The following is a 13,116-nucleotide window of genomic DNA, read 5'->3' as shown; positions in this document are numbered from 1 at the left end:
TTATTTCCCCGTAAAGTTCGGCGCGCGCTTCGCGAGGAAGGCGCTGACGCCCTCGCGGTAGTCGTCGCTGCGCCCGGCCAGCCGCTGATAGTCGCGCTCGAGATCGAGCTGAGCGTCCAGAGTATTGGTTTCCGCGGCGTTGATCGCCTGCTTGATCAGCCCCAGGCCGAAGGTCGGCTGCGACGCAAAATGCAGGGCCATCTGCTGTGCCGTGGTGGAGAGCTGCTCGTCATCCACCACCTGCCAGATCATGCCCCACGCCTGCGCCTGTTCGGCGCTGAGCTTGTCGCCGAGCAGCGCCAGCCCCATGGCGCGGGCGCGTCCGGCCACGCGCGGCAGCAGCCAGGTGCCGCCGCAGTCCGGCACCAGGCCGAGCTTGCTGAAGGCCATCACGAAGCTGGCGGAGCGCGCCGCGATCACCATGTCGCACCCGAGCGCCAGCGTGGCGCCCGCGCCCGCCGCCACGCCGTTAACGGCACAGATGACGGGCTTCGGCAGCTTTGCCAGGCGGCGCACCAGCGGGTTGTAGAAGGTTTCAACGGACATGCCCAGATCCGGCGCCGGGCCGTTGGGGTCGACGTTGCGGTCATTCAGGTCCTGACCGGCACAGAAACCACGTCCTGCGCCGGTGAGCAGCAGGCAGCGGATAGTGTCATCGCGCTCGGCCTGTTTCAGGCACTCGGCCAGCTGCTGGTGCATCACGTCGTTAAAGCTGTTCAGACGCTCCGGACGGTTCAGCGTAATGGTCATCACGCCCTGTTCTACATGACTGAGAATAAATTCCACAATTAGCGTCCTTTAAAGTCGGGAGTGCGTTTTTGTAGGAAGGCGTTGATGCCTTCCCGGCGGTCTTCGGTGGCAGAAAGCAGCGTAAACAGCTGGCGCTCCTGGGCCAGACCGGCCTGAAGCGGCACCTCCTGAGACTGGCGCAGCGCCTGTTTGGCTGCCTGTAAAGCCAGCGGCGAGTGGCGTCCCATCAGGGCCGCCTGCTTCAGGGCATACTCCAGCGTCAGCGCTGCCGGGAAAACATCGCTCACCAGCCCGGCGCTCAGCGCCTGCTCTGCGGTAATGCTCTCGCCGGTCAGCACCATTTTGCTGGCCAGCGATTTACCGACGCTGCGGATAAGACGCTGGGTGCCGCCCGCGCCGGGCATAATGCCGAGCGTGATTTCCGGCAGGCCGAAACGGGCGTTGTCACCGGCAATCACCACGTCGCACAGCAGCGCCAGCTCGCAGCCTGCGCCCAGCGCGAAGCCGTTCACGGCGGCGATCAGCGGTTTAGGAAAAGCGTTGATACGCGCCCACAGCTGCGGGCGGATATCGTTCAGCGTGGCGGGCAGGTCTTTCTCCGCCATTTCGTTGAGATCGGCTCCGGCGGCAAAGCAGCGCTCGCTGCCGTAAATCACGCAGACGGAAATCTCGGCATCCACGGCGGCGGCCTCAAGCTGTTCCGCAAGCTGGGTCAACAGCGCATTATTCAGAGCGTTGCGCGCCGCCGGACGGTTTAGCGTCAGCTGCAGCACGCGGCCATGACGGGTAACAATCAGTTCGCTCATGCCATCCCCTTCGCGTCGAAGTCGACGATCACGTCGGCGGTTAACGGCAGCGACTGGCAGCTGAGCACATACCCGGCCGCCAGCTCGTCCGGCTCCAGACTGTAGTTGGTTGCCATGTCCACCTTCCCGCGCAGCACTTTGCATTTACAGGTGGCGCAGACGCCGCCCTTACAGGCATAAGGCAGATCCGCCCCCTGACGCAGGGCGGCATCGAGAATGCTTTCGTCGTCCGCCGTCAGGGTGATTTCACGGTCGCGCCCGTCCTGGCGAACGGTCACTTTTTGTCCATCCACCTGCACGTGCGCCGCGCGCTTAACGGTGATTCCGGAGGTGTTAAAGCGCTCAAGGTGAATGGATTTGTCCGGCATCCCCAGCGCCTTCAGCGTGGCTTCCGCGTCGTCCATCATTGCGGACGGGCCGCAGATAAACGCCTCGTCGTACTGGCGGAAGTTGATCAGGGTTTTCGCCAGCGCCTGCAGCTTTTCCCCGTCGATGCGGCCATACAGCAGGTCGCTGTCCAGCCGCTCCTGGCTGAAGATGGAGACCAGCTGCAGGCGCTGCGGGTATTTGTCCTTCAGGTCCGCCAGCGCCTGGCGGAACATCATGCTCTGGCTGCTGCGGTTGCCGTAGATCAGGGTGAAATGGCTGTTCGGTTCGGTCTCAAGCGTCGCGGAGATAATCGCCAGCATCGGAGTGATCCCGGAGCCTGCCGCAATTGCCAGATAGTGGCCTTCGCGTTCGGCCCGCGGCTGGTAGCCAAACTGCCCCTGAGGAACCATTACCTCCAGCGCCATGCCCGCTTTGATCTCATCCCGGGCATAGCGGGAAAAGCGCCCGCCTTCAATCGCCTTGACCGCCACGCTGATTTCGCCCGGGGCGGTACTCCGGCAGATGGAGTAGCAGCGGCGCAGCTCGTCTCCGCCAAGCGTCGTTTTTAACGTCAGGTGCTGGCCGGGACGGAAGCGGTAGGCCTCCTGCAGCGCCTGCGGCACCGCAAAGGTGATGGTCACCGCGTCGCGGGTTTCGGGTTCCACTTTTGCCACTGTTAATGAATGAAACGTTGTCATGGCAGCCTCAAATGCATTTGAAATAGTCGAAGGGCTCACGGCAGGTGTTGCAGCGATAGAGCGCTTTGCAGGCCGTCGAACCAAATTCACTGATAAGCGCGGTGTCGGTGCTGGCGCAGCGCGGGCAGCTCACCTCTGCCGGAACGTGCGCGTGGCAGCTATGCCCCACGGGCGGGCTGATGCCGTACGCCCGCAGACGCTCGCGCGCGTCTGCGGTCATCCAGTCGGTGGTCCAGGCGGGTTCAAGCTGGAGCACAATGTGCACTGGGGTAAAGCCGTGCGCGGTCATCGCCTCGCGGATCGCCCCCAGCAGGTGTTCCGTTGCCGGACAGCCCGAGTAGGTTGGCGTGAAGCCAATGACCCAGCCTTCCCCCTGCGCCTTCACGCTGCGCACCATGCCTAAATCGGTGATGGTTAATACCGGCACTTCCGGATCGGGGATCTGGCCTAACAGCGCCCAGATCTGCGGGATTTGCGCGGGCGCGATGTCGACGAGGCGTTGCATAGCGTTCTCCTTTACCACTGCTGACCGGGATACGCGCGCTGGAGATACTGCATTTCCGCCAGCATCGGGCCCAGATGTTCGGTATGCAGCCCCCTCTTACCCCCGGTGCGGTACGCCACCTCTGCGGGAACCTGCAGGCAGGCTTCATTCAGACCGGCAAAGACTTCGCTTTCCCACGGCTGGCGCAGGACGCGCGGGTCAACCGCCACGCCGGACTCAATCAGCTCCCGCTCGACGTCATCGGCTTCAAACAGCTCGGCCGTAAAACGCCACAGGTTGTCGATGGCCTGCTGCATTTTTTGCGCTGACGTTTCGGTCCCGTCCCCCAGACGCACCAGCCAGCCGCGGCTGAAGCGCAGGTGGTAGCGCGCCTCTTTAATCGCCTTGGCGGCAATGGCGGCAAGCTGGCCGTCGCGGCTATGGGTCAGGCGTTCGTATAGCGCCACGTTCCAGGCATCCATCAGGTACTGGCGGGCAATCGTGTCGGCGAAGCTGCCGTTCGGCTGCTCCACCAGCAGGACGTTGCGGAACTGGCGCTCGTCTCGGCCAAACGCCAGCGTGTCTTCATCGCCCTGGCCTTCCAGCTCCGCGGCATAGGTCAGGAAATTGCGCGCCTGCCCCAGCAGGTCGAGACCGATATTGGCGAGCGCGAGGTCGATTTCCAGCTCCGGCGCGTGGCCGCACCAGGCGCCGAGACGCTGGGATAGCACCAGACCGTTGTCGCCCAGACGCAGGGCATAGGCAGTCACTGAATTCATTCGTTGCCTCACATATGCTCGATGCCGTCGGGGATGGTGTAGAACGTCGGATGGCGGTAAACCTTGCTTTCCGCCGGATCGAAGAACTCGCCGCTCTCTTCCGGCTGGGAGGCGACAATCTCGCTCGCCTTAACCACCCAGATAGAACACCCTTCGCTGCGGCGGGTATAGGCATCACGCGCATTTTCCAGCGCCATGCGATCGTCGGCGGCATGCAGACTGCCAACGTGACGGTGGGATAACCCCTGTTTGCTGCGTACGAACACTTCGTACAGCGGCCAGTAGACATTGCTCATGGTTGTTTCCTCTTACGCGGCCTGCCGGGCGCGCTGTTTTTCGGCGTGCGCAAGCGCGGCTTCCCGCACCCACGCGCCCTCTTCCCAGGCTTTACGTTTCGCGGCCAGGCGTTCGTGGTTGCAGATGCCGCGCCCGTTAATGACCTCGTCAAACTCCTGCCAGTCGATCTCGCCGAAGCGATAATGACCGCTCTCTTCATCAAAACGCAGGTCGGGATCGGGCACCGTCATGCCCAGCATTTCCACCTGCGGCACCGTGTTGTCGACAAAACGCTGGCGCAGCTCGTCGTTGCCGAAGCGTTTGATTTTCCACGCCAGGCTGCGGGCGCTGTTCGGCGAATTGTCGTCGTTCGGCCCGAACATCATCAGCGCCGGCCACCAGAAGCGGTTGATGGCATCCTGGAGCATCTGGCGCTGGGCTTCACTGCCCTGCGCCAGCGCCATGCAGGCCTCAAAGCCCTGACGCTGGTGGAAGCTCTCTTCTTTACAGATTTTCACCATCGCGCGGGCATACGGACCATAGGAAGTGCGGCACAGCGCCACCTGGTTGACGATGGCCGCGCCGTCCACCAGCCAGCCGATCACGCCGATATCGGCCCAGCTCAGGGTCGGATAGTTGAAGATGGAGGAGTATTTCATCCTGCCGTCGAGCATCTTCTGGTAGATGTCTTCCCGCGCGCAGCCCAGCGTTTCCGCCGCGCTGTAGAGGTAAAGCCCGTGTCCGGCTTCGTCCTGCACCTTCGCCAGCAGGATCGCTTTTCGGCGCAGCGTCGGGGCGCGAGCGATCCAGTTCCCTTCCGGCAGCATGCCGACAATTTCGGAGTGCGCATGCTGGCCAATCTGTCGGATCAACGTCTTACGGTAGGCGTCAGGCATCCAGTCCTGAGGCTCAATCGCCGTCTCCTGCGCTATGCGCTGCTCAAACCGTTGTTCTTGCGTCACGTCATCACCTTTATGATTCGTTAGTTTGCAAATTAAAGCGTAATGTTGAATCACTTTGTTTTTTAAAAGTTACACAAAGGTTAAATATAACCCCAAGAATTGTTTCCTGATTCTGTGACGCTGCTCGCAAGCCTTTTGCTGAAAGCCTTGATAAGCGGGCCTTCGTATTCTGAAATTCATCCAGCCAGATCACATCATTAACAATTCATTAAAAACGCCGCTTGATTTTTATGATTCATGATTAAACTATTAATGAGTAAATCACGTAACATTTGGAGATAAGCGATGCAGCAGTTAGCCAGCTTCTTGTCCGGTTCCTGGCAGTCTGGCCGGGGCCGCGAACGCACTATTCATCACGCCATCAGTGGCGAAGCGCTGTGGAGCGTGACCAGCGAAGGGCTGGATATGGCGGCCGCCCGCCGCTATGCGATTGATCGCGGCGGCGAAGCGCTTCACTCGATGACCTTTATCGAACGCGCAGCCATGCTGAAGGCGGTGGCAAAGCACCTGCTTAGCGAGAAAGAGACGTTTTATGCCCTGTCCGCCCAGACCGGGGCGACTAAAGCGGACAGCTGGGTGGACATTGAAGGCGGGATCGGCACCCTTTTCACTTACGCCAGCCTGGGCAGCCGCGAGCTGCCGGATGACACCGTGTGGCCGGAAGACGAGTTAATCCCGCTGTCGAAACAAGGCGGCTTTGCGGCGCGCCACGTCCTGACCTCAAAATCCGGGGTGGCGGTGCACATCAACGCCTTTAACTTCCCCTGCTGGGGGATGCTGGAAAAGCTGGCGCCGACCTGGCTTGCCGGCATGCCCGCCATCATCAAACCCGCCACCGCCACCGCGCAGGTGACGCAGGCGATGGTGAAATCCATCGTCGACAGCGGGCTGGTGCCGGACGGTGCCATCAGCCTGATCTGCGGCGGCGCGGGCGATCTGCTCGACCAGCTCGACAGCCAGGACGTGGTGACCTTTACAGGCTCCGCCAGCACCGGGCAAAGCCTTCGCGTGCACCCGAATATTGTGGCGAATGCCATTCCGTTCACCATGGAGGCCGACTCCCTGAACTGCTGCGTGCTGGGGGAAGACGTCACCCCTGAGCAGCCGGAATTTGCCCTGTTCATCCGGGAAGTGGTCCGCGAGATGACCGCCAAAGCCGGGCAGAAATGTACGGCCATTCGCCGCATTATCGTCCCGCAGAGCCAGATTGAGGCCGTGAGCAAGGCGCTGATTGCCCGGCTGGAAAAGGTGTTGGTGGGCGACCCGACGCAGGAAGGGGTGAAAATGGGCGCGCTGGTCAACGCCGAACAGCGTGCGGACGTGCAGGAGAAAGTGGATCACCTGATCGCCGCAGGCTGCCAGGTCCGTCTGGGCGGCAAAGCGGATTTGCAGGCCGCTGGCGCGTTCTTCCCGCCGACGCTGCTGTTCTGCCCGCAGCCGGATGAAACCCCCGCCGTCCACGCGACGGAGGCTTTCGGCCCGGTAGCGACGCTGATGCCGTATCGCAATGCACAGCACGCGGAGCAGCTTGCCCGCGCGGGCGGCGGCAGCCTGGCGGGTACGCTGGTCACCACCGATTCGGCGATTGCCCGCCGGTTTATTGCCGGCGCGGCGGGCGCCCACGGGCGTATTCAGATCCTTAACGAGGAATCAGCAAAAGAGTCTACCGGCCACGGCTCTCCGCTGCCGCAGCTGGTCCACGGCGGTCCGGGCCGCGCGGGCGGCGGCGAAGAGCTGGGCGGCCTGCGCGCGGTGAAGCACTACCTGCAGCGCACCGCGATCCAGGGCAGCCCGACCATGCTGGCCGCCATCGGCAAGCAGTGGGTGCGTGGCGCAGCGGTGCAGGAAGATCGCGTGCATCCGTTCCGCAAATACTTTGAGGAGCTACAGCCGGGCGACAGCCTGCTGACGCCGCGCCGCACCCTCACGGAAGCGGACATCGTGAACTTTGCATGCCTGAGCGGCGATCACTTCTACGCCCATATGGACAAGATCGGCGCGGCAGAGTCGATCTTTGGCGAGCGCGTGGTGCACGGCTACTTCCTGATCTCCGCCGCGGCGGGACTGTTCGTCGATGCGGGCGTCGGGCCGGTGATTGCCAACTACGGCATGGAAAACCTGCGCTTTATCGAGCCGGTCAAACCGGGCGATACCATTCAGGTACGTCTGACCTGCAAGCGTAAAACGCTGAAGAAACAGCGCACCGCCGAGGAAAAACCGACCGGCGTGGTGGAATGGGCGGTTGAGATCTTCAACCAGCACCAGCAGGCCGTGGCGCTTTACTCCATCCTGACGCTGGTGGCGCGCCAGCAGGGAGATTTCAGCTAACGCCCCTCACCCTGACCCTCTCCCCAAAGGGGGAGGAATCCCTGTAATTTTTTTAACCAGAAGCGATAAATTGCTTCAGGAAAATTAATGGCTTACAGCGATACCCTGGTCCGGCTGTAAATCGCCGAAGCGTTTCCGTAAGGCCGGGGCGAGGCGCAGGGATGCGCCGAGAGGGCGTGGCCTGCAGGGATGCAGGCTCATGCCCGACCCGATAGCCTGAAGGAATAAGCTGAGGGCACCGCGAAGCGGCGATTTACCGCCGGGAGCCCGGGTCGCCAGGGTGGTGGCGATTGAGCCACCCTGGCACGTTCACCGGTCATGTCGTTACAGAGTAGTAAGGAACATAAAGTGAACGGAATGACCACCACAGCCGTATGTTCCCCCTCACCCCAGCCCTCTCCCTCAAGGGAGAGGGGGTCGCCTGTGCTGACATCATTTGTGGGGAGAGGAAATGGCCCGGCATGTGATGTATCCCCGCTCTTTTTTTAACCTGGCAAGACTGACAAATAATCTGGCAGATGCAGGCAAACGCTTTTCTCAGGCGCCTGTCAGGATAAGGCTGTCACAACACAATAAACACAACAAGATGAGGTCTACGATGGGAAGCAATTCTTCTTTTTCTGCCCGTAGAACGGCGCTGGCTATGGCCGTTGCGCTGTGTTGCGCCTGGCAATCCCCTGTTTTCGCCCACGGCAGCGAGGCGCATATGGTCCCGATGGACAAAACGCTGCAGGACTTTGGCGCCGACGTTCAGTGGGATGATTACGCACAGATGTTCACCATTGCGAAAGACGGTGCCTTTGTGAAGGTCAAACCGGGTGCCAAAACCGCCATCGTCAACGGCAAAACCCTCAGGCTCGAGGTGCCGGTGGTGATGAAAGGCAAGAAAGCCTTTATCTCTGACAGCTTCATCAATGATGTTTTCCAGTCCGGCCTTGACCAGACCTTCCAGGTTGAAAAACGCCCTCACCCGCTAAACGCGCTGACGGCGGACGAAATTAAGCAGGCCGTTGAGACTGTGAAAGCCTCGGCGGACTTTAAGCCTAATACCCGCTTTACCCAGATTGCCCTTGCAGAGCCAGAGAAAGCCAAAGTGTGGGACTTTGTGCTTAACGGTACGGCGGTGGATGCACCGCGTCAGGCAAAGATTGTGATGCTCGATGGAAAGCACGTTATCGAAAGCCTGGTGGATCTGAAGGATAAAAAAATCCTGCGCTGGGAGCCGGTGAAAGACGCGCACGGCATGGTGCTGCTGGATGATTTCACCGCGGTACAGCAGATCGTTAACGAGAGTACGGAATTTGCCGAGGTGCTTAAAAAACACGGCATCACCGACCCGAAAAAAGTGATTACCACGCCGCTGACCGTCGGCTATTTCGACGGTAAAGACGGCCTGAAGCAGGAAGATCGCCTGCTGAAGGTGGTGAGCTATCTGGATGTGGGCGACGGCAACTACTGGGCGCACCCGATTGAGAACCTGGTGGCCGTGGTCGATCTTGAGCAGAAGAAAATCCAGAAGATTGAGGAAGGTGCCGTTGTTCCGGTTCCGATGACGCCGCGCCCCTACGATGGCCGAGATCGTATAGAAACGCCGAAAAAACCGCTCGACATCATCGAGCCGGAAGGTAAGAACTACACCATTACCGGCGATATGGTGCACTGGCAGAACTGGGATTTCCACCTGAGCCTGGACTCTCGCGTCGGTCCGATGATTTCGACCGTTACCTACAACGACAACGGCAAAAAGCGTCAGATTATGTATCAGGGGTCGCTCGGCGGCATGATCGTTCCTTACGGCGATCCGGACGTGGGCTGGTATTTCAAGGCCTATCTTGATTCCGGCGACTACGGCATGGGCACCCTGACCTCGCCGCTGGTGCGCGGTAAAGACGTGCCGTCCAACGCGGTGATGCTCAATGAAACCATTCCGGATTACACCGGCGCGCCGATGGAGATCCCGCGCGCAATCGCCATTTTCGAACGCTACGCGGGCCCGGAATATAAGCATCAGGAGATGGGCCAGCCTAACGTCAGCACCGAGCGCCGCGAGCTGGTCGTGCGCTGGGTGAGTACCGTGGGCAACTACGATTACATCTTCGACTGGGTGTTCCATGAAAATGGCACCATCGGCATTGACGCCGGCGCGACGGGTATCGAAGCGGTGAAAGGCGTGCAGGCGAAAACCATGCACGATGCCACCGCCAAAGACGATACAAAATACGGTACGCTGATCGACCACAACATCGTGGGCACCACGCACCAGCACATCTACAACTTCCGTCTTGATATGGACGTGGATGGCATCAACAACAAGCTGGTGGCCATGGATCCGGAAGTGAAGCCGAATACCGCCGGTGGACCTCGCACCAGCACCATGCAGATCAATCAGTATGATATTGATACCGAGCAGCAGGCGGCGCAGAAGTTCGACCCGGGCACGATTCGCCTGCTGAGCAACACAAGTAAAGAGAACCGCATGGGTAACCCGGTCTCGTACCAGATCATCCCTTACGCGGGCGGTACGCACCCGGTGGCGACCGGCGCGAAATTTGCCCCGGACGAGTGGATCTACCATCGCCTGAGCTTTATGGACAAACAGCTGTGGGTGACCCGCTACCACCCTGATGAGCTCTACCCGGAAGGTAAATTCCCTAACCGCTCCGTACACGACACGGGCCTCGGGCAGTACAGCAAGGATAACGAGTCGCTCAACGATCGGGACGACGTAGTCTGGATAACCACCGGCACCACCCACGTGGCGCGCGCGGAAGAGTGGCCGATCATGCCAACGGAATGGGTGCATACCCTGCTTAAGCCGTGGAACTTCTTCGACGAGACGCCAACGCTCGGGAAGAAAAAAGACGAAAAATAACCACCCGCCGGGCAATAGCCCGGTTTTTTTTGCCCTGGCGTTTGAGGATCGTCCTGGCTTGCTTATAGTTACAGATATCTCATCGACATGATTTATCCCCCGGACGGGAAAGGGCTTTATGGAAAAAAGAAAAAAACCGTCGCTGGAACGGGCGACCTGGCCAACGCGCCATGCCATGGTCATGCACGGGTTGGCGATGAACCTGCCGTGGCTGGCCTTCGTCAATATCAGCTTTGCGGTGATGATTCTGCTGCGACACGTTCTGCTTAAGCCCAGCGATCCCCTTTATCCCCACTCGCCCCAGCTGACGAGAATGGTTGATGCCTCCATGCTCGGTATTATCATCCTCTCGGCCGCGCTGATCCTCATGGCCTGGCGGCGTATCGCCGGTATCAGCGTGGTGTTGTTTATCTGTAGCGCCATCTGGTCGGTCTCCTGCTTCTGGTTTATCACCCAGCTGCTGCTCCCGCACGTCTGGCCGCTGTGCGTTATTCTGTTACTCGCCGGTTTGACGGCGCTCTATTTCTACCCTGAAGGGCTGCTCGCCTTTGTGCTCCCGCTCTGGATCACCCTGCCGATAGCAAGCTGGATACGAAACGATGGCCTCAACCTACACTTCGTTGTTATCTGGAGCGTGTTTACGCTGATCCTGATCTGCGGGCGTTTCATTCTGCTGAGCTGGTTTGACGAAGCCTGGCGACGTAACCAGCAAAATCAGCTGCTTATTTCGCGGCTGGACGCGCTGGCACATCAGGACCCGTTAACCAAAACCGCCAATCGCCGGAAAATGGAGGTGGTGCTGGAGAACGCGGTTGAGCAGAAAAAAACCTTCTCGGTGATCATGCTGGATATCGACTACTTCAAGCGCTACAACGATACCTACGGGCACCAGGCGGGCGACGACTGTCTGACGCGCGTGGCGCGCGTGCTGAAGCAGTCCGTGCGCACGCCTGACGATGTGGTGTCACGCTACGGCGGCGAAGAGTTTCTGGTGATTCTGTTTAATTGCCCGGAGAACATCGCGGAAAAGGTTGCCCTGCGTATTCAGGACGGCCTGCGTACGGAAGCCATACCGCACGGCGCCTCGACGGTCAGCGACCATGTCACCGTGAGCATGGGGATTGCGAGCATGGCCGAGGGGTTAGCGGGCACCGAGATCATCGCCCGCGCCGATGCGGCGCTGTATCGGGCGAAGGAGGCCGGGCGGGATCGGTGGTCGCTGTAGATAAAAGCCGGGTGGCGCTGCGCTTACCCGGCTTGCTTTTTAATACCGCACGCACACCGACTTGGTTTCACACCAGCCGTCCAGCCAGTCCGGGCCAAAATCGCGTCCGGTACCGGACTGCTTCATGCCGCCGAACGGCAGGTTGGCGTCGATCAGCGTATGGCTATTCACCCACACGGTGCCCGCCTGCAGCCGGTCGGTATACTCCAGCGCCTTGCTGATATTCTGCGTCCAGACGCTGGCCGTCAGGCCATATTCGGTGTCGTTTGCCAGCTGGAGCGCCTCTTCCCCGTCGGCGACGCGCACAAGGTTGACCACCGGGCCAAACACCTCTTCGCGGGTCAGGCGCAGCGAGGCATCCGGGTTGACCACCAGCGTAGGTGAAACGTAATAGCCTTTGCCTTCCGGCCCCCGGTTACCGACGATCAGCTCCGCGTGGCGCGACTTCGCCTCATCGAGGAAGGTCTGCACCTTGTCGCAATGCGCGCGCGACACCAGCGGGTTAATAAACGCTTCCGGCGACATGCCTGGCCCGACGCTCAGGGATTTCACCGCCTGTTCAAACCCGCTGACCAGCGTGTCAAACAGCGGCGCCTCAATGTAGATGCGCGAGCTCGCCGCGCACACCTGCCCCTGGTTCAGGAAGCTGCCGGTCATCAGGCCTTCGATCACCCACGCAGGGTCCGCATCCTTGAGCACAATTGCCGGGTTTTTCCCGCCCAGCTCCAGGGTCACGCCGGTTAGCGTGTCCGCCGCCGCGCGGGCAATTTGCTTACCCGTCGCCGTTGAGCCGGTGAAGCTCACCTTCGCGATATGCGGATGCGAGGTCAGCGCCGCGCCACACACCGCGCCGCTCCCGGTCACCACGTTGAACACCCCATCCGGGATGCCCGCTTCACTGGCCAGTTCCGCCACGCGCAGCATGGTCAGCGGCGTGGTTTCAGACGGCTTAATGACGATAGAGCAGCCAGCTGCCAGCGCTGGCATCACTTTCCACATGCCGATCATCAGCGGGAAGTTCCAGGGCACAATCCCGGCCACCACGCCAACCGGCTCTTTACGCGTCCACGCCTGATAGCGGGCGCCCTGCGGCAGCGGGATAGAAAGATCGAGAGTTTTACCCGAAATTTTGGTGGTCAGCCCGGCGGTATAGCGCATCCAGTTCAGGGTGCAGCCGACTTCAAACATACGGGAAATGTTGATGGATTTGCCCTGCTCCAGCGTTTCAAGCTGGGCCAGCTCCTCGCTGTGCTGTTCCACCAGATCGGCGAAATGGAGCAGGATCCGCTCGCGCTCCGCCGGGAGTTTTCCGGCCCAGGTGCGGGCCACAAAGGCGCGCCAGCCGGACATGACGGCACGATCAACGTCATCGACGCTGGCATCGGCAGTCGAGGCAATCACCTCGCCCGTAGCCGGGTTGAAGACATTCAGCCGCTTTTCACTGTCCGACGCGGCCTGACGCCCTTCAATCCACAGGCCATGATGTCGGTCTAAAAACTGCTGCACGGCAGGCTGAATAGCCACCTGTGATTCAGACATAGGATACTCCTTCGTTATTCTTCGCAGG

General features: G+C 60.5%; 11 protein-coding genes. 3 read left to right on the top strand and 8 right to left on the bottom strand.

The features are described from left to right. Genes paaG through paaA form a run of 7 tightly spaced genes read right to left on the bottom strand, consistent with a single transcriptional unit; the run spans position 1 to position 5,124 of the window. Positions 1-789 (bottom strand): 2-(1,2-epoxy-1,2-dihydrophenyl)acetyl-CoA isomerase PaaG, encoded by a 789-nt coding sequence (gene paaG / locus ACW9E7_RS08675; RefSeq protein ID WP_320739513.1) that lies wholly within the window; start codon positions 787-789, stop codon positions 1-3. Beyond that, positions 789-1,556, bottom strand: a complete 768-nt coding sequence (paaF, locus tag ACW9E7_RS08670) for a 2,3-dehydroadipyl-CoA hydratase PaaF (RefSeq protein WP_458727585.1) — start codon at positions 1,554-1,556, stop codon at positions 789-791. The genes paaG and paaF overlap by 1 nt, the downstream gene beginning before the upstream one ends. Continuing rightward, positions 1,553-2,623 carry a 1,2-phenylacetyl-CoA epoxidase subunit PaaE gene (gene paaE / locus ACW9E7_RS08665; protein WP_458727584.1) on the bottom strand — a complete coding sequence of 357 codons (1,071 nt, stop codon included), beginning with the start codon at positions 2,621-2,623 and terminating at the stop codon, positions 1,553-1,555. Before paaE ends, paaF begins: the two co-directional genes overlap by 4 nt. A 7-nt stretch (positions 2,624-2,630) precedes the next feature. Then, positions 2,631-3,128 (bottom strand): 1,2-phenylacetyl-CoA epoxidase subunit PaaD, encoded by a 498-nt coding sequence (gene paaD / locus ACW9E7_RS08660; protein WP_458727583.1) that lies wholly within the window; start codon positions 3,126-3,128, stop codon positions 2,631-2,633. Positions 3,129-3,139: 11 nt separating this feature from the next. Next, entirely contained in the window at positions 3,140-3,886 is a 747-nt protein-coding gene (gene paaC / locus ACW9E7_RS08655; RefSeq protein ID WP_458727582.1) for a 1,2-phenylacetyl-CoA epoxidase subunit PaaC, read from the bottom strand. Between the two features lie 8 nt (positions 3,887-3,894). Next, positions 3,895-4,182, bottom strand: coding sequence for a 1,2-phenylacetyl-CoA epoxidase subunit PaaB (paaB, locus tag ACW9E7_RS08650; protein ID WP_003857353.1), 288 nt, complete (start codon positions 4,180-4,182; stop codon positions 3,895-3,897). Positions 4,183-4,194: 12 nt separating this feature from the next. Then, positions 4,195-5,124, bottom strand: a complete 930-nt coding sequence (gene paaA / locus ACW9E7_RS08645) for a 1,2-phenylacetyl-CoA epoxidase subunit PaaA (RefSeq protein WP_271367799.1) — start codon at positions 5,122-5,124, stop codon at positions 4,195-4,197. Positions 5,125-5,409: 285 nt separating this feature from the next. Here paaA and paaZ point away from each other — a divergent pair, with 285 nt between their 5' ends. The 3 genes from paaZ (at position 5,410) to ACW9E7_RS08630 (ending at position 11,549) form a co-directional block, all read left to right on the top strand. Next, positions 5,410-7,452 (top strand): phenylacetic acid degradation bifunctional protein PaaZ, encoded by a 2,043-nt coding sequence (paaZ, locus tag ACW9E7_RS08640; protein ID WP_458727581.1) that lies wholly within the window; start codon positions 5,410-5,412, stop codon positions 7,450-7,452. A gap of 598 nt (positions 7,453-8,050) precedes the next feature. Next, positions 8,051-10,324, top strand: a complete 2,274-nt coding sequence (gene tynA, locus ACW9E7_RS08635; RefSeq protein ID WP_458727580.1) for a primary-amine oxidase — start codon at positions 8,051-8,053, stop codon at positions 10,322-10,324. A 118-nt stretch (positions 10,325-10,442) separates the two neighbouring features. Further along, a complete protein-coding gene (locus ACW9E7_RS08630; protein ID WP_115874951.1) occupies positions 10,443-11,549 on the top strand; it encodes a GGDEF domain-containing protein in 1,107 nt (368 codons plus the stop codon). A 39-nt stretch (positions 11,550-11,588) separates the two neighbouring features. Here ACW9E7_RS08630 and ACW9E7_RS08625 read toward each other — a convergent pair whose 3' ends face one another. Further along, positions 11,589-13,088 (bottom strand): aldehyde dehydrogenase family protein, encoded by a 1,500-nt coding sequence (locus tag ACW9E7_RS08625; RefSeq protein WP_271367795.1) that lies wholly within the window; start codon positions 13,086-13,088, stop codon positions 11,589-11,591. Between the last annotated feature and the right edge of the window lie 28 nt (positions 13,089-13,116).

This window comes from Enterobacter sp. H2G27 (assembly GCF_054403075.1).
This window is presented reverse-complemented; position numbering and strand designations above follow the sequence as displayed.